This is a genomic window from Streptomyces sp. WP-1 (genome assembly GCF_030450125.1).
Classification (GTDB): domain Bacteria; phylum Actinomycetota; class Actinomycetes; order Streptomycetales; family Streptomycetaceae; genus Streptomyces; species Streptomyces incarnatus.
Map to the genome: position 1 here is coordinate 4,318,617 of NZ_CP123923.1, position 21,639 is coordinate 4,340,255.

Genomic DNA, 21,639 nt, shown 5'->3' on the forward strand with positions numbered 1-21,639 from the left:
TCCCGACCGTGCCGCAGGTTCGGCAAGAGTTCCTGGTTTCCATTACTGGAAACCGCTAGCGCAGCACCTCGGCGATGGCCGTCAGTGCCGGGGGGATCAGTTCCCTGTCGTGGGGATACGTCAGGCGGTCGCGGGCCTCGGCCGGGGGGAGCCAGAGGAGGGTGGTGACCTCGGGGTTGGGGGTGAAGGTGCCGCCCGTCGACTCGGCCGCCCAGTAGGTGACCTCCTTGGGGCGGCCCGCGTGGTCGAGGTAGCGGGCGGTGGGCAGGGCGGTGCCGAGACGGCAGGTGTGGCCCGTCTCCTCCTCGACCTCGCGCAGCGCGGCCGCGGCGGGCGTCTCGCCCCGTTTCAGCTTGCCCTTGGGCCAGGACCAGTCGGACCACTTGGGGCGGTAGACCAGGGCCAGTTCGACGGCCCCGGAGGGGGAGCGGCGCCACAGGACGCAGCCCGCGGCCCGTACGGGGGTCCCGGTCATACCGTCTCCACCGCCTCCCGCTGCCAGGCGCGCTGGAAGGCGAACCGGGCCGCCTCCACCTCATGGCGCTGGTCCGCGTGCAGGACACCGAGGGCGTAGGCCGTGGCGGGGGCGATCCGGGGGGTGCGGGCGGCCTGGGCCGCGGCGGCGGCCGCCTCGGAGGCGTCGCGGTGCCGGTTCAGGGCCTGGCCCGCGGCCAGCAGGCGTACGTCGACGGGGGTGCCGGGGTCCAGTACCTCACGGGCGTAGCGGTGCAGCCGCAGCAGCAGCCGTACCTGGTGCCAGGGGCCGTCCTGGGGGTGCGGGGAGGGGTCCGGGGACAGGCCGTGGATCAGGGCCTCCGCGTTGTACGGGTGGCCCGCGGTGAGCAGCGGCAGCGCGGTGACGGCGTCGGTGAGCCGCTCCCGCGCGGCGCCGGCCAGCGGGCGCAGGTCGGTGGTGGGGGCGGTGGGGGTGAGGGGGACCTCGCTGGCGAGGAGGGCGACCTTGTCGGCGACGGCGTGGAAGCGGCTGGAGCCGAGCGCCTGGAGGGCGGTGGAGTGGGCGCGGGTCCGGGCGAGGGTGAGCTGGCGGTCGAGCAGGGCGCCCGCCTTCGCCGCGCCCACCGTCAGACTGCCGCGCTCGGGCGGGGCGGGGGCGGGGCCGCCGGGCACCGTCACCTGCTCGGGGAAGGCCGCCGCCCCCGACAGCCGGTGCAGCGCCTGCAGCAGCCGCTCCAGCCGGGCCTCGTACGCGTGCTCCAGGGCCAAGGTGCCCGAGAGCCACGCCAGTTCGGGCCGCATCGACTCCGACCAGGCGGCGTCGAGCAGCGGCCGGTAGGTGTGCAGGCTGCCGCTGATGCGCCGGGCCGAGCGGCGCAGGGCGCGGGCCGCGTCGACGGAGTCCTCGCCGGAGCCCGTGGCGCCCCCGGTCTCCCGGTGCAGGCGCAGGGCGCGCAGGAACTCCGTGGCGTGCGTGCGCAGATAGCCCGCGAGGGCGTCCCCCGTCACCACCTCGGCGGTGGGGTCCGTCGGGTCAAGGTGTTGCTGTGCCACGCCGGCGCCTCCGGGCGTCTATGAGCATCTCCTGGATGTTGCGCAGGGGCTGGCCGTCCGCGTCGGTCGCGTGCCGGGTCCACTCGCCGTCCGGGCCGAGGTGCCAGGACGCGGTGCCGTCGGACATGCCGGTGTCCAGCAGCCGGTTGATGGCCGCCCGGTGGCCGGGGTCGACGACCCGCACCAGGGCCTCGATCCGACGGTCGAGGTTGCGGTGCATCATGTCGGCGCTGCCGATCCACACCTCGGGCTCGCCGCCGTTGCCGAAGGCGAACACCCGGGAGTGCTCCAGGAAGCGGCCGAGGATCGAGCGGACCCGGATGTTCTCCGAGAGCCCCGGGACGCCGGGCCGGATCGCGCAGATGCCGCGGACCCAGACGTCCACCGGCACGCCCGCCTGGGCGGCCCGGTAGAGGGCGTCGATGACGGCCTCGTCGACCATCGAGTTGACCTTGATGCGGATGAACGCCGCCCTGCCCGCGCGATGGTGCTGGATCTCCTTGGTGATCCGCGATATCAGGCCGTCGCGCAGGGACTTGGGGGCGACCAGCAGCCGGCGGTAGGTCTCCCGGCGGGAGTAGCCGGACAGCCGGTTGAACAGGTCGGAGAGGTCGGCGCCGACCTGCGGGTCGGCGGTGAGCAGCCCGAGGTCCTCGTACAGCCGGGCGGTCTTCGGGTGGTAGTTGCCGGTGCCGACGTGGCTGTAGCGGCGCAGGGTCTCGCCCTCCTGGCGGACCACCAGCGACAGCTTGCAGTGCGTCTTCAGGCCGACCAGGCCGTAGACGACGTGGCAGCCGGCCTCCTCCAGCTTCTTCGCCCACTTGATGTTGGCGTGCTCGTCGAAGCGGGCCTTGATCTCCACCAGCACCAGGACCTGCTTGCCGGACTCGGCGGCGTCGATGAGCGCGTCCACGATCGGGGAGTCGCCCGAGGTGCGGTACAGGGTCTGCTTGATCGCGAGGACGTCCGGGTCCTCGGCGGCCTGCTGGAGGAAGGCCTGCACGGAGGTGGAGAAGCTGTCGTACGGGTGGTGCAGCAGCACGTCCCGCTGGCGCAGCGCCGCGAAGATGTCGGGCGCGGAGGCCGACTCGACCTCGGCGAGGTCGCGGTGGGTGCCCGCGACGAACTTGCGGTACTTCAGCTCCGGCCGGTCGAGACCGTGGATGCGGAACAGCCCCGTCAGGTCGAGCGGGCCGGGCAGCGGGTAGACCTCGGCCTCGGAGATCTTCAGCTCGCGCACCAGCAGGTCGAGCACCTCGCGGTCGATGGACTCCTCGACCTCCAGGCGCACCGGCGGCCCGAACCGGCGCCGCATGAGCTCCTTCTCCAGGGCCTGGAGGAGGTTCTCGGCGTCGTCCTCCTCGACCTCCAGGTCCTCGTTGCGGGTGAGCCGGAAGGCGTGGTGCTCCAGGACCTCCATGCCCGGGAACAGCTCTTCGAGGTGCGCGCCGATGACGTCCTCGACGGGGACGTACCGGCCGGGGCTGGACTCCAGGAAGCGGGAGAGCAGCGGCGGCACCTTCACGCGCGCGAAGTGCTTGTGGCCGCTGACCGGGTTGCGCACGACGACGGCCAGGTTCAGGGACAGGCCGGAGATGTACGGGAAGGGGTGCGCGGGGTCGACGGCGAGCGGGGTGAGGACCGGGAAGATCTGGTGCCGGAACAGGGTGAACAGGCGGGCCTGCTCCTTGTCCGCCAGTTCGCTCCAGCGCACCAGGTGGATGCCCTCCTCCGCGAGCGCGGGGGCGACGTCCTCGTGGTAGCAGGCGGCGTGCCGGGCCATCAGCTCGCGGGAGCGGGCCCAGATCATCTCCAGGACCTCGCGCGGCTGGAGCCCGGAGGCGGACCGGGTGGCCACGCCGGTGGCGATGCGGCGCTTGAGTCCGGCGACCCGGACCATGAAGAACTCGTCCAGGTTGCTGGCGAAGATCGCGAGGAAGTTGGCGCGCTCCAGCAGGGGCGTGTTCGGGTCCTCGGCCAGTTCCAGGACGCGTTCGTTGAAGGCGAGCCAGCTGCGCTCCCGGTCGAGGAAGCGGCCCTGGGGCAGCGGGGCGCCGTCGGCCGGGGACTCCTCGTACGTGTCGAGGTCCGCGTCGATGTCGGGTTCCAGGTCGGAGACCGCGGCGGTCAGGGTGTGCGGCCGGTGCGCCGCGATGGAGCCCACGGAGGGCTGCGGGTGCTGTACCTCTGCCTGGGTGTCTTGCTGGCTCATGAACCCATTCTTCCGCGCGTCCGGTGCGACAGGCGCGTCGGAACGTGCGGGCGGGAGCGTCACGGTCCCGTTCCCCGCGGGCCCCTCGGGGGGCGGCGAAGGCTCTGGCACGACGGGTTTCATTGGCCGAGCGTCGCAAGCCCGTCTGAATCGATGGTTACGGCGACATGACGTGCGGGATAGCGCGGGGCGGCTCCCGGGGGTCCGGGGCGCGGGAGCGGCGGATTGCGGCGGCGGTCCGGGCGCGGTCCGGGGACGGTCGTACAAGCTCGTACGGGTTCAAGAGCACGCGTGCGGGACCGTACGGCGGCGTACGGTCCCGCACCCGGGGAGAGAAGGCGTCAGGCGGTGGCCCGCGCGGCGCGCGGCGTCCCGGTCTGCCGGCGCAGGACCAGGAAGCATCCGGTGACCAGCAGCGCGGCGACGGCCAGGGTCAGCGCGGTGGTGGTGAGCTGGAGGCCCCAGAGGTGGGAGTGCGGCTGGTAGGTGTTGTAGCGGCCGGCGAAGCGGTCGTACACCGCCGAGCAGGACGCGATGGAATCGCACGACGGGGGCGGCACATGGGCGCCGGAGGAGGTCACCATGCCCTGGTCGACCACCAGGCCGTCGCCGAGGAAGCCCTGGTCGACGGTGCTCAGCCGGGTCACCGCGGGCCACAGGTGCGGCATCGCCAGCTCGGTCAGCCCGCGCACGACGCCCGCCGCCAGCACGCCGACGACCAGCGCGGGCAGCGTCCGGCGCAGCAGCAGGCCGGCCAGGGCGCCGGCGGCGAGCCCGGCGAGGGCCATGGCCGCGAGGGTGGGCCCGCCCGCGTGGAAGGTGAAGCGGTCGTACCACTCCTTGGCGGAGTCGATCCGGCCCTGGCTCGCGGCCCAGGCGCGGTGGTGCAGCCAGGCCAGCAGGCCGGTGCAGACGGTGACGCCGAGCGCCGGGACGGCGAGGCGCACGGCCAGCCAGCGCGCCGGGGAGGTGGCCTGGGTCCAGGCGAGCCGGGCGGTCCCGGACTCCAGCTCCCGGCCGGTCAGCGCGGCGCCCGCCCAGGCGGCCAGCAGGAAGGGCAGCGCGTTCAGGGCGATGGTGGCGTAGTTGTAGTAGCTCTTGTAGCGCAGGATCGCCTGCTGGTCGTAGGTGCACCGCTCGGTCGTGCCGCAGTTCCTGACCTGCTGCCAGGCGTCCGCCGCCGCGTTCAGGAGCGGGCCGTCGAGGGCGAGCAGCAGGGCGGTCAGAGCGACCCAGAGCACGGCCCAGGTGTACAGCGCGGGCCGGTGCAGGCGCAGCAGCCAGCGGGTCTGCCGGGGCCGGTCGGCGGGCACGGCGGTCAGGGTCATGGCGCTCACGCGGCACGCTCCTCGGTCGGGTTCGGTGCGCCGGTGCCCCGCAGATGGGCGAGGACCAGCTCTTCGAGGGAGGGCGCGGTGGTGCGCCAGTCGTCGGCGAGCGGTCCGGCCGGGCGGATCAGCGCGGTGAGCTGGCGGCCGGTGACGCGGGACTCGACCACGGTGTGCGGGGTGAGGTCGGCGCTCGCGGCGCCGCTGACCCGCAGATGGGCCGCGAGCAGCTCGTCTATCTCGCCGGCCAGCCGCACCCGGCCGCCCGCGACCAGCAGCAGATGGTCGCAGGAGTCCTCCAGCTCCGCGATGACGTGCGAGGACAGCACGATGGTGGTGCCGTGCATCGCGGCCTGGCCCATCAGCGTGCCCATCAGCTCGTGCCGGGCCAGCGGGTCGAGGTCGGCCATCGGCTCGTCCAGGAGCAGCAGCTCGGGCCGCTTGCCGAGGGCGAGGGCGAGCGCGACCCGGGTGCGCTGGCCGCCGGAGAGGGTACGGATCCGGGCGGACGCGTCCAGCTCCTTGACGATGTGCCCGGCCAGCTCCGCGTCCCAGCGCCCCGGGTTGAGGTCGGCGCCCATGCGCAGCGTCTCCGCGACGGTGAGCTGCGGGTACAGCGGCTTGTCCTGGGCGACGTAGCCGACCCGGGGCCGGGCCTTCGCGGGGGTGGTGCCGAGGACGGTGAGGGCGCCCTCGGTGGGGCCCGTCAGCGCGGCGGTGAGGGACAGGAGGGTGGACTTGCCCGCCCCGTTGGGGCCCACGACGGCGCACACGCGCCCCGTCGGCAGGTGGAAGGCGCAGTCCCGCAGGGCCCAGCCGCCCCGGCGGCCGAACCGTTTGCCCAGAGCGTCGGCCCGCAGGGCCGTGTCGCTGCTCATGACGGATCTCCCTGGAAGTGCTTGTCGAGTACGGCGGTGAAGAGCGCGGCCACGTCCTCCCGCTCCAGGCCGGCCGCGTCCGCGCGGCGGGCCCAGTCCTCCAGCTCGGTGCGGAGCGGGGAGTCGGCGGGGGCGGCGCCCAGTGCCCGGCGCACGAAGGTGCCCAGGCCGCGCCGTGCCTCGACCAGGCCCTCCCGCTCCAGTTCGCGGTAGGCCTTGAGGACGGTGTTGGGGTTGATGGCGGTGGCCTCGACGACCTCGCGGGCCGTCGGCAGCCGGTCGCCGGGGCGCAGCAGGCCCAGGCGCAGGGCCTGCTTGGTCTGCTGGACGATCTGGACGTACGTGGCGACACCGCTGTGCCGGTCGATGCGATATTCGACCACGCGTTGCACCACCCTTTCACTAATTGAGTAGTGAAAGGGTGGTGCAAGGAAGGGGCGGCCGTCAAGACGACCGCCCCTTAAGGGCCCCGACGGGCCTTATGTCACGTCTCTGTCCGGTACATCAGGTCCGTCTCGTACGTACGGAAGCCCAGCCGCTCGTACACCGAGACCGCCGCCTTGTTGTCGGCGTCCACGTAGAGCATCGCGGTCGGCAGGCCCTGTGCGGCGAGATGGCGCAGGCCGATGGTGGTGAGCGCCTTGCCGAGGCCGCCGCCCTGCTCGCCGGGGCGGACACCGAGCACATAGACCTCGCCGAGGCCCTCCTCGGCGTGCACCTTCGTCCAGTGGAAGCCGATCAGCTCCCCGCGCCGCTCGGCGAGGAAGAACCCGGCCGGGTCGAACCACGGCTGGGCCTTGCGGTCGTCCAGGTCGCGCTGGGTCAGCGAGCCCTGCTCGGGATGGTGGGCGAACGCGCCCGCGTTGACCGCGAGCCACGCGGTGTCGTCCTTGCCGGGCTCGAAGGCGCGCACGCGCACGCCCTCGGGCAGCTGTGGGTCCGGCAGTTCGAGACCGGTCAACGACCGCCGCATCTGGCGCAGTTCGCGGAACAGGGTGAGGCCGAGCACCTGGGCGAGATGGCGGGCGGCCGGGTGCCCGCCGTGCGCCCACACCCGCAGCCGCTTGCCGGAGGCGGCGAGCAGGGCCGCGCCGAGCGCCCGCCCGTGCCCGTGCCCGCGGTACGCGGGGCCGATGACGAGTTCGGCGGCCGGCGCCTCCACCGGATCGGTGTCCTCCAGCTGGGCGTAGCCGACGAGTTGGCCGTCGACGGTCAGCAGCAGATGCGAGACGCCCTCCCGGGCTTCCCCGCGCAGCTGGAGCCGGCCCTGCTCGGACACCGGCTGCTGCCCGTCGACCCGCGCGGCCTCGCCGAGCAGGGTGAGCACGGACTCGGCCTGGTCCGGGGTGAGCGCGGAAAGGGTCTCGATGGAGCGGGCGGGAAAGGCCCGTACGGTGTCGTCGCTGCTCATGCGTACGAGGGTACGGGGCGGTCACGGGCACCGCCGCGAACACCGGCCGGGAGTCCGGTCGTCGCGGGTCCACCGGGAGGCCGCCGCGGTGTCCCTCACGAGGACCGCGCGAAGGACACCAGGGTGTCCACGCCCAGCTTGTCCGTGGCGGCGCTCGCACCGGACAGGCGGTGCACGAGGATCCAGCCCCGCGGTACGGCACCGGCGAAGACGGACGCGCCGCGTGTCGCGCCGTTGTGCCACAGCAGGCGCCCCGACCGCTGCCACCCCGGCGCGGGCTCGCCGAGCGCGCGCTCGACCAGCAGTCCGGTGACGAGGCGGGCGGTGGCCCGGGGCGTCGCCCACAGTCCCCCGGCGGGCAGGATCGCGCCGGTCATGGTCCAGGTCCGCCGCGGCCGTCCGAACAGCCCCCGGCGGCACAGCCGTACGTCGGCCGGGGGATCGGCGGCGACGTCGGTGACGCCGAGGGGGCCGAGGACGTGGCGGCGCAGGAGTTCCTCGTACGGGGTGCGGGTGGCCGCGACCAGGGCGTACCCGAGGTTGGAGTACTCCTCGGTGCTGCCCGCGGGGGCCGTGGCCAGGGTGTCGAGGCGTCGTACGACCGCGTCCAGGGCCCGCTCGTCGAAGCCCGCGTACGGGTCGCGCCCGCGGATCCCGGCGGGCAGCCGGGGCAGGCCCGAGGTGTGCTCGGCGAGATGGCGCAGGGTGATCCCCGTGCCGCCGGGCGCCGGCAGAAACCGTTCCAGCGGATCGTCGAGCGCCAGGACCCCGCTGCCGGCCAGGGCGGTCAGCACGGTCGCGGTGAGCGGCTTGGTCAGGGACCCGATCTGCACGAACCGGTCGGGGTCGTGGCCATGGAGGACCCGGGGCGCCTGGAAGCTGCTGATGACGCAGGTGGGTACGCGGGACATGGTGATCCTTCGGCGGAACCGGACACGGCTACCCCGCCACCTCGGCGGCGGCCGGCTCCGGTGGGGGGACCGGGGCGCCCGGCAGGCGTACGGTCGCCACCGAGCCGCCGCCGGGGGCCGGGGTCAGCGTGACCTCGCCGCCGGACTGCTGGACCGTGCGGGCGACGATGGACAGGCCGAGGCCGGAGCCGGGGAGGGCGCGGGCGCCGGGGGAGCGCCAGAAGCGGTCGAAGACATGCGGGAGTTCGTCCTCGGGGACACCGGGGCCGTGGTCGCGGACCGTGAGGACGCCGTCGGCCAGCCGGACCTCCACGGTGCCGCCCTCGGGGCTGAACTTCACCGCGTTGTCCAGGACGTTGACCACCGCGCGCTCCAGCGCGGACGGCTCCCCGACCACGAACCAGGGCTCCAGGTCCGCCGTGATCGTCAGCTCCGGGCCGCGCAGCCGGGCCCGGCGCAGCGCCGCCTCCACGGTGTCCTGGAACGGCACCACCTGCACCCGCTCGCCGCGCTGCCCCGCCGAACGCGACAACTCCTGCAAGTCGCCGATCAGCGAGGCCAGTTCCGTCATCTGCGCCTTCACCGAGTTCAGCAGCGCCTTGCGGTCCTCGGGCGGCAGCGGACGGCCGGTCTCCTCGCTGCGGGTGAGCAGTTCGATGTTGGTGCGCAGCGAGGTCAGCGGGGTGCGCAGCTCGTGCCCGGCGTCCGCGATCAGCCGCTGCTGGAGCTCCCGGGAGCCGGCCAGCGACGCCGTCATGGAGTTGAACGACCGCGACAGCCGGGCCACCTCGTCCTCGCTGTCGTCCTCCACGGGGATGCGGATGGTCAGGTCCTCGGTGCGGGAGACGTGCTCCACGGCCTCCGTGAGCTTGTCCACCGGCCGCAGCCCGGCCCGGGCGACGGCGAGACCCGCGGCGCCCGCGCCGAGGACGCCGACACCGGAGACCAGCAGCAGGATGAGTGCCAGGTCGTTGAGGGTCTTCTGGGTGTTCTTCAGCGGGACCGCGATCATCATGGCCGCGCCCGGATACAGCTGGGGACCCACATTGGTGTCGATCACGAGCGGCATCGTGAGCACCCGGACGTCGTTGCCCTGGGTGTCCGTGCCGTTGCGCAGGATGCCGCTGCTGCGGGTGCCGCCGTCACGGATCACGGCCCGGTCGGCGGCGGTGGTCTTCACCGTGCCCGGGGAGTCCGAGGGGACGCAGGGCGTGCCGTCCGGCTTGACCAGCTGCGAGTAGACGGTCTCGTGGGTGCGCAGACCGCCGTACGGAGAGGGGTCGACCGGCTTCGACGGGCACGAGGCGAGCAGCTTGTACACCGCCTCGGCCGCCGGGCGCGGCGCCGATCTCTCCAGGTCCTTGTCGATCTGCTCGTACAGCTTCCGTTCCACGATGAACCAGCACGTCACCGACACCGCCGCCACCGCGAACGCCACCGCCGCCGCGACCAGCACGGCCAGCCTGGCCCGGATCGGGAGCGAGCGGTAACGCCGTACGACCTTGTTCACTCGGCGCCGCCCTGCCGCAGGACGTAGCCGACGCCCCGCACGGTGTGCACCAGCCGGGGCTCCCCGCCCGCCTCGGTCTTGCGGCGCAGGTACATCACGTACACGTCGAGGGAGTTGGAGGACGGCTCGAAGTCGAAGCCCCAGACCGCCTTGAGGATCTGCTCCCGGGTGAGGACCTGGCGCGGGTGCGCCATGAACATCTCCAGGAGCGTGAACTCGGTGCGGGTCAGCTCCACCTGCCGGCCGCCCCGGGTGACCTCCCGGGTGGCGAGGTCCATGCGCAGATCGCCGAAGGTGAGGGCCTCGTCCGCCTGGGCCGCCGGGGAGACGGCGGCCGCGTAGGAACTGCGCCGCAGCAGGGCGCGGATCCGGGCGAACAGCTCGTCCAGCTCGAAGGGCTTGACGAGGTAGTCGTCGGCGCCCGCGTCCAGGCCGGTCACCCGGTCGCCGACCGTGTCGCGGGCGGTGAGCATGAGGATCGGGAGGGTGTCCCCGCCGCCGCGGATGCGGCGGGCCGCCGTCAGACCGTCCATCCGGGGCATCTGGATGTCCAGGACGACCAGGTCCGGCTGGTACGCCGCGGCCTTCTCCAGCGCGTCCGCCCCGTCGACGGCGACCTCCGTGTCGTACCCCTCGAAGGCGAGGGAGCGCTGGAGCGCCTCGCGTACGGCCGGCTCGTCGTCGACGATCAGGATGCGCTGGGTGTCACGGTCGCCTTCGGCGGGGCTCATGCTCGCGATTCCTTGTGGAGACGGGTCGTGTGGTGGGGGTCGTCCGTGGTCGGTTCGTCCGGGTGCCCGGGACTGCGTCCTTAAGCCTCCCATGGTGCCGGGCCGGGGGGCACGGACGCCAAGGGTCAGGCCGTGAGCGCCGCGAGATTGCGCATCGCGGTCAGCCGGTGCAGCGGCACCTTGTGGCCCCGGCGGTGATGCCGGTCGGCCGAGCTGCGGCGCAGCCCCATCAGCTGGGGGACGTGCGCCGGGACGATCTCCGCGGCGCGGGGTTCGGGAGCGGCCGGTGTGTGCAGCCGGCGCGCCACCGCGAGGGCGAGCGTGAGGTCGGCCGGGCCGAGGCCCGCTTCCCGGTGGAAAGTCAGCTGGATCATGATGTTCCTCCAGACACCCCGAGTGACGCTGAAAGGTCCTGGTGAGGACCGGGTCAGGACCCGATGGGCCCCTTAGTTCCGCCCGCCCGACCGCAGCTTGGCCAGGTCGGACTTGACCGTGTTGACGGGGATCGCGAAGCCGAGGCCGATGCTGCCCGCGTCCGAGGACGAGGACGCCTGCTGGCTCGACGAGTACATCGCGGAGTTGATGCCGATGATGTTGCCGGCCGCGTCGATCAGCGCGCCGCCGGAGTTGCCGGGGTTGAGGGAGGCGTCCGTCTGGATCGCCTTGTACGTCGTGGTGGACGAGCCGGTGTCGCCGTTGAAGTTGCGGCCGCCGAACTGGAACGGCCAGCTTCCGTCGCCGCCCTGGCCCTGCGCCTGGCTCTCGTCGGTGGGCACCGTGACGTCCCGGTCGAGCGCCGAGACGATGCCGCTGGTGACGGTGCCGGTCAGGCCCTCGGGCGAGCCGATCGCCACGACCGAGTCACCGACCTGCACCCCGCTGGAGTTGCCGAGGGACGCCGCCCGCAGCCCCGAGGCGCCCTCCAGCTTGATCAGCGCGAGGTCCTTGGAGCTGTCGGTGCCCACCACGTCGGCGGTGTAGCTGTGCCCGTCGCTGGTGCGCACCTTGACCGACTGGGCGCCCGCGATGACGTGGTTGTTGGTGACGATCTCGCCGTTGGACGAGATGACCACGCCGGAGCCGGTGGAGGAACCGTTGTCGAGGGTGGCGTTGATCTCCACCACGCTCGGGCTGACCGCGGCCGCGATCGCGGCGACATCGCCCTTCTTGCCGGCCGGCACCACGGCGGTGCTGGTCCCGGTGGCGGTCACGTCGTTCTTGCCGGCGAGCTCCTGGAAGCCGTACGCGGTGGCGCCGCCGACCGCCGCCGCGACGATCGCGACCGCCGCGAGGAGGGCCACGGAGCCCCGGGTGCGCCTGCGCCGCGGTTCCGGCTCCGGACCGGCGGCCGGCACGGGCGAGCCCGCCGTCGGCTCGTACGCCGGCGGGGGCGGCCACTCCGGGTTCACGGGAGCGGAGTAGCCGTACTGCTGACTGTGGGGACCCTGCGGGTCGTCGTAGTCGTACTCGCCGCTGCGGCGGAAGCTCTCGGTCATGGAAGAAGCCTCCCCGGCGACCATGAGAGCTTCCTGAGTGCTCGCTGAGAAGCCCGGCAGAACCTCGTTTGCCCGATATAAAGACGCCTCTCGGCGCTCGGCGGCGACTCTCACCAGCCGTTGAGAAGCCCTACGGCGTCAAGCCCTGCGGCAGCCCGACGACGTTGTCAGTGCCCGCACCCGCAGGAGGGGCGCACCACGAGCCGGGAGGGGAACGTCTTCAGCCGCTCGCGCCGGGACCCGGCCACCCGCAGCCCGTCGTCCAGCACCAGGTCGACCGCGGCCCGCGCCATCGCCGAGCGGTCCGAGGCGACCGTGGTCAGCGGCGGATCGGCGAACGCGGCCTCCTTGATGTCGTCGAAGCCCGCCACGGCCAGCTCCCCGGGCACGTCGATCCGCAGCTCGCGGGCGGCCCGCAGCACGCCGATCGCCTGGTCGTCGGTGGAGCAGAACATCGCCGGGGGCCGCCGGGGCCCGGACAGGATCTCCAGGGCCGCGCGATAGGCGTCGTACCGGTTGTACGGCACCTCGAACAGCCGGTCCTCGGTGCTCAGGCCCGCTTCCGCCATGGCCCGCTTCCAGCCCTCGACGTGGTCGGAGACCGGGTCGCCGACGGCCGGGGTGTCCGCGGTGCCGCCCATGCAGGCGACGTAGGGGTGGCCGTGCTCCAGCAGATGGCGCACGGCGAGCTGGGCGCCCCCGAGGTCGTCCGTCACCACGGCGACGTCGTCGATGGCCTCGGGCCGCTCGTGCAGCAGCACCACGCGGGCGTCCCAGGCGTCGATCTCGGCGGCGGCCTGGTCGTTGAGCGCGTGGCTGACCAGGATCAGACCGGAGACCCGCATCCCGAGGAAGGCCCGCAGATAGTGGACCTCGCGCTCGGAGATGTAGTCGGTGTTGCCGACCAGCACCATCTTGCCGCGCTCGGAGGCCGCCTGTTCCACGGCGTGCGCCATCTCCCCGAAGAAGGGCTGGCGGGCGTCCGGGATGATCAGCCCTATGAGGTCGGTGCGCCGGGACGCCATCGCCTGGGCGACCCGGTCCGGGCGGTACCCCAGCTCCTTGATCGCGGCGAGGACACGCTCGCGCGTGGCCGGGGCGACCGGCCGGGGTCCATTGTTGATGACATAGCTCACGACGGCGGTGGACGTCCCCGCCAGCCGCGCCACATCATCCCGAGTCACCTTGGCCACGCGCGGAGTCTACGCGGATTGACCCAGTTGGGGCAGGGTGTTCGGCGCCCTTGCTGTGCGAGGGAGAGCGCGGGAGAGCGTCGGGAGGTACGGACGGTCAGGCGTCCGCGTGGACCTCGTCCTCGATGGGGGCGCCGGACGCGTCCGCCTCGTCCGCCTTGGCCCGGTTCGCCTTCGCCTTGGCGTCGTCCCCGCCCCGGTCGCCCTTCTCCGGGGTGACGAACCGGTAGCCGACGTTCCGTACGGTGCCGATCAGCGACTCGTGCTCCGGGCCGAGCTTGGCCCGCAGCCGCCGTACGTGCACGTCGACGGTCCGGGTGCCGCCGAAGTAGTCGTAGCCCCAGACCTCCTGGAGCAGCTGGGCGCGGGTGAAGACCCGGCCCGGGTGCTGGGCGAGGTACTTCAGCAGCTCGAACTCCTTGAAGGTCAGGTCGAGGACCCGGCCCTTGAGCTTGGCGGAGTACGTCGCCTCGTCCACCGAGAGGTCGCCGTTGCGGATCTCCATCGGCGAGTCGTCGTGGGTGAGCTGCTGGCGCCCCATGGCGAGCCGCAGCCGCGCCTCGACCTCGGCCGGGCCCGCGGTGTCGAGGAGTACGTCGTCCACGCCCCAGTCGGCGGTGACGGCCGCGAGGCCGCCCTCGGTGACCACGAGCAGCAGGGGACAGCCGGGGCCGGTGGAGCGCAGCAGCTGGCACAGGCTGCGCACCTGCGGCAGGTCGCGGCGGCCGTCGACCAGGATCACGTCGGCGCCGGGCGTGTCGACCAGCGCGGGGCCCTCGGCGGGCGCGACCCGCACATTGTGCAGGAGCAGGCCGAGGGCCGGCAGGACCTCCGTCGACGGCTGGAGGGCGTTGGTCAGGAGCAGCAGAGAACTCATACGTCTGGTTCCTCCTCGGTCCCTGCGAGAACTGTGCGGACGGGCACTGCTCTGCGTTCCCGAAGGCCCGTACACCGGGGGACGCCGAGGGAGTCCCGCTCCGTATACAACGCTTCCGAAAGCACAAAAGGACCCGGTGGCAACGCTGCCCGAGTCCTCTGCCCAGCAGAATAGCCCACATGAGCAATCGCCCGGCAGGACATGTGGCACGTTCCACCGTACGTCCGGATGCCGAGACAGGCAGACCAGGCCCTGTCCGGACATACCTGCGCACGGCGGACGGCGTCCCGGTCGAGGTCGTATACGACCCGGGGGCGGCCGTATACGACCCGGACGCCCCGGTGCTGGTGATCGCGCACGGCTTCACGGGGGACGTGGACCGCCCGCATGTACGAAGGGTGGCGGCCGGGCTCGCCCGTTACGGCGCCGTGGTCACCTTCTCCTTCCGGGGCCACGGGCGCTCGGGCGGGCGCTCCACGGTCGGCGACAAGGAGGTCCTCGACCTCGCCGCCGCGCTCGCGTGGGCGCGCGGCTTCGGGCACGGCCGGGCGGCGACCGTCGGCTTCTCCATGGGCGCCTCGGTGGTCCTGCGGCACGCGGCCCTGCACCCCGGCACGGTGGACGCGGTGGTCGCGGTCAGCTCGCCCGCCCGCTGGTACTACCGGGGCACCGCCCCGATGCGCCGGCTGCACTGGCTGGTCACCCGCCCCGAGGGCCGCCTGGTCGGCCGCTACGGTCTGCGCACCCGCATCCACCACCGCGACTGGCACCCGATACCGCTGTCTCCCGTCGAGGCGGTTCCCCGGATCGCCCCCACCCCGCTGCTGATCGTGCACGGCGACCGGGACGGCTACTTCCCGCTCGACCACCCGCGGATGCTCGCCGACGCCTCCGGCGGCCACGCCGAACTGTGGCTGGAGCCGGGCATGGGCCACGCGGAGCACGCAGCGGACGACGCCCTGGTGGACCGCATCGGGGACTGGGCCGCCCGGCGGTCCGGCTAGCCTGGCTCCCGTTACTTACTGACTTTTACCAGCCGTCGATTGAGGAACCAGATGCCGAAGGTCACGGTGCGCTACTGGGCCGCCGCCAAGGCCGCCGCCGGTGTCGCCGAGGAGCCGTACGACGCGGCCACCCTCGCCGACGCGCTCACCGCCGTGCGCACCCGGCACCCCGGTGAACTCACCCGCGTGCTCCAGCGCTGCTCCTATCTGATCGACGGCGACCCCGTCGGCACGCGCGCGCATGAGACGGTACGGCTGGCCGAGGGCGGCACGGTCGAGGTGCTCCCGCCGTTCGCAGGAGGGTGAGTCGATGACCGACCAGCCGTATCAGGGCGGCCCGTACGAGGGCTACGACCCGTACCAGCAGCAGCCCGCGCCGCAGCAGGACTGGCAGGGCACCGCCCCGCAGGGCGGCGGCCCGGGGGCCCACGACCCCCAGCTCACCCAGACCTGGCAGGGCCAGACCTGGGAGACCCAGACCCACGCCCCGGTCCAGGCGGCGGAGGCGACGGCGTACCTGCCGCCGGTGACGGGCTATCCGCAGCAGGGGTATCAGCAGGGGCAGCCGCAGCCGGGGACGGCTCAGCCGCAGACCGGTCACCCGGGACTCCGGCCCGGGGCGCAGCCTCGACTTCAGCCGGGCCTGCCGCACTACCAGCAGGTCGGGCAGGCGCAGGCGGGTCACCCCGGCCCCCAGCCGATGGCCCACGCGCACCCGCAGCACACGGGGCACCCGGGACCTCAGCCGATGGCGAGGCCCGCGTCGGCCGCCCCCTCGGCCCCCGCACCCGAGCCCGCCGCAGGGGACCGTACCGCCGAGGAGTCACCCGGCGACGAGCCCTCCTACGGCCCAGCGACGCTCGCCGGCAACTCCCGGATCACCGACGCGCAGCGGGCCCGCCTGGAGGGCCGTTCGCCGGTCATCGAGCCCGGGATGCAGCCGGCGCTGCTCACCGCGCTGCTCGGCCTGCTGCTGGCCGCCGCGGCGGGCCTCGGCTCGTACGCCCTGGCCGTCCCGCTGGTGCTGCTCCAGGCCGTGACGGCGGCGGGCTGGTTCCGGCTGAACGGCATGTGGCCGGCCCGGCAGGGCATCGCGCTGGCGTTCGCGGGCGGTCTCGCGGCCGACGCGGCGGTACTGGCCGCGGGCCGCGACAACGCGCCCGCCGCCATCCTGGGCACCCTCGGCGTCTGGGTCCTGCTCTCCCTGGTCCTCCAGCTCCGCTCCCATGCCTCGCCGGACGAGCGGATGTACGGCCTGATGGCGACGGTCGCCTCCGCGGCCCTGGCGATCCTGGCCACCGGCTACCTGGGCGCCGACCCGCACGCGACCTCGGTGGGCGCGGCGGCGGTGGCGGTCGCCGCGCTGGCGCGTGCGCTGCCCCTGCCGGCCCCGGCGTCGGTCGTGGTCGCGCTGCTCGCCGCGGCGGGCGCGGGCATCGCGGTGGGCGGCATGACCGGCCTCGGCACGCAGGGCGCCCTGCTCGGCGCCCTGGCCGGCGCGTGCGCCCTGGTCGGCCACCGGGTCGCCGGCTACGACTACCCCTCCCGCTTCGTCCACTTCACCGCGGGCGTCGCCCTGCCCCTGTCGGCGGCCGCACCGGTGGTGTGGGCGCTGGGACGGGTGCTGGGCTGATCACCCGCGGGCTACCCTTCCCGCATGGCGAAGAAGCTCGTGATCAAGGTGACGGCCGGGGCGGACGCCCCTGAGCGCTGCTCGCAGGCGTTCACGGTGGCGGCGGTGGCCGTGGCCAGCGGGGTCGATGTCTCGCTGTGGCTGACCGGGGAGTCGTCCTGGTTCGCGCTGCCGGGCCGGGCCGCGGAGTTCGAGCTGCCGCACGCGGCCCCGTTGCCCGACCTGATCGACTCGATCCTCGCGGCCGGCCGCGTCACGCTGTGCACCCAGTGCGCGGCCCGGCGGGAGATCACGGAGAAGGACGTCATCGAGGGCGTGCGCATCGCCGGCGCGCAGGTCTTCGTCCAGGAGGCCCTGTCCGACGACACCCAGGCGCTCGTCTACTAGGTCAAGGGCGCGGGCGCTTCTTTCCGTCCAGTTCGTCCCACCACTCGTCGGACTGGGGATCACCGGAGGGGTCGTCCCACCAGCGGTCCTCCGGCCCCCGCCGGTTGGCGATCATCGCGGCGACCGGCGGGATCACCATGGCGACGACACACATGCCGACGGCCGCCGGGACGGACCAGATCCGTACGACCCCCCACGCCAGGACGAAGAGGCCGACACAGATCCCCATCATGGCGAAGTACACGTGACGTCGCCGTGCGTACATGCCTCCAGGGTAGGTCCGGGAGCCTGGTTCGGCGCCGTTGCGGGGGTGGTTCGTCGGGGGAAGGCGCCCGGCGCGTCGGGCCCGCGAAATTCGCGTGAGATCGCAAAGACCGCGCGGGATCGCGAAGGCCCACGCGGGATCCAGGTCCTCGGGGGAGACGACGGACGGAGTCCGGCGCGGCGGTCCCGAAGCCTGCGGAGCAGTGCGAGGGCCGCGTCAGGGAGGGGGCACGTGACGTCGCCGTGCGTACATGCCTCCAGGGTAGGTCCGGGAGCCTGGTTCGGCGCCGTTGCGGGGGCGGTTCGGATCGGTCCGTGCGGCTGCGTGCCCTGTCACAGCTGATCGACATTTACGCTCCGCGAAGCCGCGCGGCGTTACCGTGGCGTAGCCGTGACCTACGTCGACCCGGGGGGAAACACCACATGCGCGCCCTGCGAATACTGCTGATCATCGTCGTGATCCTGGGCGGGCTGTTCGTGATCGTGGACCGGGTGGCGGTGCACTTCGCCCAGGGGGAGGCCGCGGACAAGCTGAAGTCGTCGGAGAACCTGTCGGCGACGCCGGACGTGGACATCAAGGGCTTCCCGTTCCTCACCCAGGTCGCCGGCGGCTCGCTGGACGACGTCGAGGTCGGGATCAAGAGCTACGACGCGGCCACCGGGGAGGCGGGGAAGACGATCCGCGTCGACGACCTGAAGGCCGACATGAAGGGCGTCTCCTTCTCCGGCGACTACAGCTCGGCCACCGCCTCCAGCGCCACCGGCACCGCGACCATCGCGTACGACGAGCTGATGAAGACCGCCAAGTCGCAGCCCACCGACATCGGCCTCGGCGTGCACGCCAAGGTCGTGGGCCTCTCCGACGGCGGCAACGGCAAGATCAAGGTCGCGGTCAAGGTGAGCGGCACCATCGCCGGCGCCATCCCCATCGACCGCACGGTCTCCGTCCTGAGCACCGTCAGCGTCGTGAACAACAAGGTCGAGGTGCACGCCGACTCCCTCCCCGCGGTCGCGGGCCTCGGACTCGCCGAGGACCGGGTCCGTACGATCACCGACTTCCAGCAGGTCATCGACCAGCTGCCGGGCGGCATCAAGCTGGACAAGGTGGAGGCCGCCGAGAACGGCGTGAAGATCAGCGTGCGGGGTTCCGACGTCAAGCTGGCGGGGTAGAAGCCGCGAAACGCACCGGATGGGCGCCGAAACACACCGGATGGGCGCCGTTCGTCCGACAGGCGAGACGGTGACGTCCGTACCGTAGATGCGCTGGCGCCCCCGAGCACCCGGAGGGCCGTCCACCGGCCGCCGGGCGCGCTTCTTGTCCCGCCATTCGGACGATCGTGTCTCGACATGCGACACGCCGGTGACACACGCGCCTCCGCGTACCTACGATCGGGCCTATGAAGCGACAGGCGGATCTCACGAAGCGGCGGGCAGTCGACCTGTGCCGCGTCGCCGCCATGCTCTGTCGCCCCTTCTGAGCGGAACTTCCGCTTCCGCGTCTTCACCCCCTGCCCTGCTGGGCACTCGTGCGCCGCTCGCACCCTGGGCGCGCGCCCCTTCGCACTCGCACGCCCCGCCGTAACTGCCCCGGAGGAGAAAGAGCATGAGTCGCAGCGACGTCCTGGTCGACGCCGACTGGCTGCAGGAGCACCTGGACGACCCGACCATCGCGATCGTCGAGGTGGACGAGGACACGTCCGCCTACGAGAAGAACCACATCAAGAACGCGATCCGCATCGACTGGACGAAGGACCTCCAGGACCCGGTGCGCCGTGACTTCGTCGACCAGGAGGGCTTCGAGAAGCTCCTGTCGGAGAAGGGCATCGCCAACGATCACACGGTGATCCTCTACGGCGGCAACAACAACTGGTTCGCCTCGTACGCCTACTGGTACTTCAAGCTGTACGGCCACGAGAACGTCAAGCTCCTCGACGGCGGCCGCAAGAAGTGGGAGCTGGACGCCCGCGAACTGGTCGCCGGCGACGAGGTCCCCGAGCGCGCGCGGACCTCGTACACGGCCAAGCCGCAGAACACCGCGATCCGCGCCTTCCGCGACGACGTCGTCGAGGCGATCGGCGTCCAGAACCTGGTCGACGTCCGGTCCCCCGACGAGTTCTCCGGCAAGCTGCTCGCCCCGGCCCACCTGCCGCAGGAGCAGTCGCAGCGCCCGGGCCACGTCCCGAGCGCGCGCAACATCCCGTGGTCGAAGAACGCCAACGACGACGGCACGTTCAAGTCGGACGACGAGCTGAAGGAGCTCTACACCGCGGAGAACGTGGACCTCGCCAAGGACACGATCGCCTACTGCCGCATCGGTGAGCGCTCGGCCCTGACCTGGTTCGTCCTGCACGAGCTGCTCGGCGTGGAGAACGTCAAGAACTACGACGGCTCCTGGACCGAGTACGGCTCGCTGGTCGGCGTGCCGATCGAGCTCGGCGCCAACAAGTAAGCGATTCCAAGCGACCTCTGGAGAGACAGCATGTGCGGAGCGAAGGCCGGTGGCCCCGACGCCTCGACGATCAAGCCCGGTGAGACCACGATCCAGGGCCAGGTGACCCGCGACGGCGAGCCGGTGACGGGCTACGTCCGTCTGCTCGACTCGACCGGCGAGTTCACCGCGGAGGTGCCCACCTCGGCGACCGGTCAGTTCCGCTTCTACGCGGCCGAGGGCACGTGGACCCTGCGCGCGCTGGTGCCGGGCGGCACCGCCGACCGCACGGTCGTCGCGCAGCGGGGCGGGCTCGCGGAGGTCGCCATCGCCGTCTGACCGACAGCGCGCAAGGGCCGTACCCCTGGGTTGGACGCCAGGTGGGGTGCGGCCCTTCGGCATGTCCGGGGCCTCCCCGCGGCCTTGCCGGTCGCCCGGATCGTGATCCTCCCGCCTACCACCAAAGAGACCGGAATCGGAAGCCGGGCCGGCGGAGGGGGGAGGGGGAGAGACCCGCGGCCCCGGTACGGCGGCGCGGCCGTACCGCCGCGCTGATCGTCGCAGCCGCTCCCCAAGGGCCGCCCGGCCCTCGTCGCCCCCTCGGACAGGGCCACCGCCCACTACGCCGACCCGCGCGCGCTGGTGCTGCCGGCACCGCGGGGCGCCACCGCCGACAAGGCGCTCGTGGGGACGCACGGCCGGGTGAGGACCGGGACGTTCCTCGGCGAGTACCCCTCAAGGACGACCGGGAGCTGCTCGCCGGTGTGTTCAGGGACCGGGGTCTGCGCCACATCGCCGCCCGCGGCTGGACCACGCCGGACGGCACCCGCACCCGGGTCTACCTGCTCCCGTTCGACACCGGGCTGGTCGCCGGGGAGGTGCGGCAGCAGGAGTTCGCCGGGTACGGCGCATGCCCCGCGCACCCTGCGCGGCGCGCCCCGCACCGAGCCGGACGGGCGCTTCCCGGACACCTGGCAGCTACCGGACGTGATGCACTACGCGTACGACGGACCCCGGCCGTACGGCGTCGAGCAGGTCCGGCAGACGGTGGCGCTTAGGAGGAGCTGCCCGGCTGAACCCCACCTCGGAAAGAGAGCCGGGGCCCGGCCGCGTAAGCTGGGCTCCGGCTCTGTCGTATGCCCACCCTCGCTCAAGGAGCACCCGTGGAGATCTTCTTCGAAACCCTGCTGGTCCTGGTCTGCGTCGGCGTGCTCGCCTTCGCCTACCTGACCGTGAAGAAGCTGTACCAGGGCCAGCGCTGACCCTCCCACCAGGAAGCTCCGCTCATGATCGAGATCCCGTCCGACCTGCACAAGGACCTCGTCCCGCTCGCCTTCCTCCTCGGCGACTGGGCCGGCGCTGGCGTGCATGACTTCCCCGGCTCCGAGAAGTGCAACTTCGGCCAGGAAGTCACCTTCAGCCACGACGGCCGGGACTTCCTGGAGTACCACTCCCGCACCTGGGTGCTGGACAACGACGGCAACAAGGTCCGCCCGCTGGAGACCGAGTCCGGCTTCTGGCGGATCGACGCCGACCGCAAGGTCGAGGTCACGATGACCCGCGACGACGGCACCATCGAGATCTGGTACGGCGAGATGGCCGACAAGAAGCCCCAGATCGACCTGGTCACGGACGCCGTCGCCCGGACCGCCGCCGCCCGCCCGTACACCGGCGGCAAGCGGTTGTACGGCTATGTGAAGAGCGACCTCATGTGGGTCGGCGAGAAGCAGACCCCCGAGGTCGAGCTGCGCCCCTACATGTCCGCCCACCTGAAGAAGGTCGTCACCCCCGAGGACGTCGAACGCTGGGCCAAGGCCCTCCCGGACGACATGCCCGACGACGGCATCGCCTTCTTCAAGTAGGCCCC

24 protein-coding genes are annotated in these 21,639 nt (G+C 72.7%); 9 read left to right on the forward strand and 15 right to left on the reverse strand.

The window, feature by feature from the left end; translation table 11 throughout:
- Positions 1-55 precede the first annotated feature (55 nt).
- The 14 genes from QHG49_RS18830 to QHG49_RS18895 all read right to left on the reverse strand — a co-directional run bounded on the left by QHG49_RS18830 (position 56) and on the right by QHG49_RS18895 (position 14,056).
- Positions 56-475 carry an NUDIX hydrolase gene (locus QHG49_RS18830; RefSeq protein ID WP_145485777.1) on the reverse strand — a complete coding sequence of 140 codons (420 nt, stop codon included), beginning with the start codon at positions 473-475 and terminating at the stop codon, positions 56-58.
- Positions 472-1,509 (reverse strand): CHAD domain-containing protein, encoded by a 1,038-nt coding sequence (locus QHG49_RS18835; protein WP_145485778.1) that lies wholly within the window; start codon positions 1,507-1,509, stop codon positions 472-474. The genes QHG49_RS18830 and QHG49_RS18835 overlap by 4 nt, the downstream gene beginning before the upstream one ends.
- Entirely contained in the window at positions 1,490-3,721 is a 2,232-nt protein-coding gene (locus QHG49_RS18840) for an RNA degradosome polyphosphate kinase (protein WP_145485779.1), read from the reverse strand. Before QHG49_RS18840 ends, QHG49_RS18835 begins: the two co-directional genes overlap by 20 nt.
- A gap of 341 nt (positions 3,722-4,062) precedes the next feature.
- Positions 4,063-5,049, reverse strand: coding sequence for an ABC transporter permease (locus QHG49_RS18845; protein ID WP_301492844.1), 987 nt, complete (start codon positions 5,047-5,049; stop codon positions 4,063-4,065).
- Positions 5,050-5,054: 5 nt separating this feature from the next.
- The gene (locus QHG49_RS18850) at positions 5,055-5,927 is read right to left on the reverse strand and encodes an ABC transporter ATP-binding protein (protein ID WP_145485780.1); all 873 of its coding nucleotides are present in this window, start codon (positions 5,925-5,927) and stop codon (positions 5,055-5,057) included.
- Positions 5,924-6,310 carry a GntR family transcriptional regulator gene (locus QHG49_RS18855; protein WP_037653464.1) on the reverse strand — a complete coding sequence of 129 codons (387 nt, stop codon included), beginning with the start codon at positions 6,308-6,310 and terminating at the stop codon, positions 5,924-5,926. The genes QHG49_RS18850 and QHG49_RS18855 overlap by 4 nt, the downstream gene beginning before the upstream one ends.
- A gap of 101 nt (positions 6,311-6,411) precedes the next feature.
- Positions 6,412-7,338, reverse strand: coding sequence for a mycothiol synthase (gene mshD, locus QHG49_RS18860; protein ID WP_301490436.1), 927 nt, complete (start codon positions 7,336-7,338; stop codon positions 6,412-6,414).
- A 95-nt stretch (positions 7,339-7,433) separates the two neighbouring features.
- Positions 7,434-8,249, reverse strand: a complete 816-nt coding sequence (locus QHG49_RS18865) for a serine hydrolase (protein ID WP_301490437.1) — start codon at positions 8,247-8,249, stop codon at positions 7,434-7,436.
- A 28-nt stretch (positions 8,250-8,277) separates the two neighbouring features.
- Positions 8,278-9,759, reverse strand: coding sequence for a cell wall metabolism sensor histidine kinase WalK (locus QHG49_RS18870; protein ID WP_301490438.1), 1,482 nt, complete (start codon positions 9,757-9,759; stop codon positions 8,278-8,280).
- Positions 9,756-10,490, reverse strand: coding sequence for a response regulator transcription factor (locus tag QHG49_RS18875; protein WP_037653459.1), 735 nt, complete (start codon positions 10,488-10,490; stop codon positions 9,756-9,758). The genes QHG49_RS18870 and QHG49_RS18875 overlap by 4 nt, the downstream gene beginning before the upstream one ends.
- A 125-nt stretch (positions 10,491-10,615) precedes the next feature.
- The gene (locus QHG49_RS18880; RefSeq protein WP_145485787.1) at positions 10,616-10,864 is read right to left on the reverse strand and encodes a hypothetical protein; all 249 of its coding nucleotides are present in this window, start codon (positions 10,862-10,864) and stop codon (positions 10,616-10,618) included.
- A gap of 72 nt (positions 10,865-10,936) precedes the next feature.
- A complete protein-coding gene (locus QHG49_RS18885; RefSeq protein WP_301490439.1) occupies positions 10,937-11,986 on the reverse strand; it encodes a S1C family serine protease in 1,050 nt (349 codons plus the stop codon).
- Positions 11,987-12,153: 167 nt separating this feature from the next.
- Positions 12,154-13,179 (reverse strand): LacI family DNA-binding transcriptional regulator, encoded by a 1,026-nt coding sequence (locus tag QHG49_RS18890; protein ID WP_145485791.1) that lies wholly within the window; start codon positions 13,177-13,179, stop codon positions 12,154-12,156.
- A 97-nt stretch (positions 13,180-13,276) separates the two neighbouring features.
- Positions 13,277-14,056: a response regulator transcription factor gene (locus QHG49_RS18895; RefSeq protein ID WP_145485793.1), complete on the reverse strand. Its 780-nt coding sequence runs from the start codon at positions 14,054-14,056 to the stop codon at positions 13,277-13,279.
- 179 nt (positions 14,057-14,235) lie between these two features.
- Here QHG49_RS18895 and QHG49_RS18900 point away from each other — a divergent pair, with 179 nt between their 5' ends.
- The 4 genes from QHG49_RS18900 to QHG49_RS18915 are packed head-to-tail and all read left to right on the forward strand — an operon-like array spanning position 14,236 to position 17,080.
- Positions 14,236-15,060: a S9 family peptidase gene (locus tag QHG49_RS18900; RefSeq protein ID WP_145485795.1), complete on the forward strand. Its 825-nt coding sequence runs from the start codon at positions 14,236-14,238 to the stop codon at positions 15,058-15,060.
- 51 nt (positions 15,061-15,111) lie between these two features.
- Complete coding sequence (locus QHG49_RS18905; RefSeq protein ID WP_111583978.1) at positions 15,112-15,366, forward strand: MoaD/ThiS family protein; 255 nt, start codon at positions 15,112-15,114, stop codon at positions 15,364-15,366.
- Between the two features lie 4 nt (positions 15,367-15,370).
- Positions 15,371-16,693 (forward strand): hypothetical protein, encoded by a 1,323-nt coding sequence (locus tag QHG49_RS18910; RefSeq protein ID WP_301490442.1) that lies wholly within the window; start codon positions 15,371-15,373, stop codon positions 16,691-16,693.
- Positions 16,694-16,717: 24 nt separating this feature from the next.
- Entirely contained in the window at positions 16,718-17,080 is a 363-nt protein-coding gene (locus QHG49_RS18915) for a DsrE family protein (RefSeq protein WP_145485797.1), read from the forward strand.
- A 1-nt stretch (position 17,081) separates the two neighbouring features.
- Here the strand turns inward: QHG49_RS18915 and QHG49_RS18920 are convergent, their stop codons facing one another.
- Positions 17,082-17,345, reverse strand: coding sequence for a DUF3099 domain-containing protein (locus tag QHG49_RS18920; RefSeq protein WP_145485798.1), 264 nt, complete (start codon positions 17,343-17,345; stop codon positions 17,082-17,084).
- 422 nt (positions 17,346-17,767) lie between these two features.
- Here QHG49_RS18920 and QHG49_RS18925 point away from each other — a divergent pair, with 422 nt between their 5' ends.
- The 5 genes from QHG49_RS18925 (at position 17,768) to QHG49_RS18940 (ending at position 21,634) form a co-directional block, all read left to right on the forward strand.
- The gene (locus tag QHG49_RS18925) at positions 17,768-18,514 is read left to right on the forward strand and encodes a DUF2993 domain-containing protein (RefSeq protein ID WP_145485799.1); all 747 of its coding nucleotides are present in this window, start codon (positions 17,768-17,770) and stop codon (positions 18,512-18,514) included.
- Positions 18,515-18,741: 227 nt separating this feature from the next.
- A complete protein-coding gene (locus tag QHG49_RS34130; RefSeq protein WP_350751515.1) occupies positions 18,742-18,822 on the forward strand; it encodes an Ms5788A family Cys-rich leader peptide in 81 nt (26 codons plus the stop codon).
- Positions 18,823-18,947: 125 nt separating this feature from the next.
- Positions 18,948-19,793: a sulfurtransferase gene (locus QHG49_RS18930; protein WP_159702727.1), complete on the forward strand. Its 846-nt coding sequence runs from the start codon at positions 18,948-18,950 to the stop codon at positions 19,791-19,793.
- Positions 19,794-19,823: 30 nt separating this feature from the next.
- Entirely contained in the window at positions 19,824-20,111 is a 288-nt protein-coding gene (locus QHG49_RS18935) for a DUF1416 domain-containing protein (protein ID WP_145485801.1), read from the forward strand.
- A 947-nt stretch (positions 20,112-21,058) separates the two neighbouring features.
- Positions 21,059-21,634: an FABP family protein gene (locus tag QHG49_RS18940; RefSeq protein WP_145485802.1), complete on the forward strand. Its 576-nt coding sequence runs from the start codon at positions 21,059-21,061 to the stop codon at positions 21,632-21,634.
- The last annotated feature ends 5 nt before the right edge of the window (positions 21,635-21,639 follow it).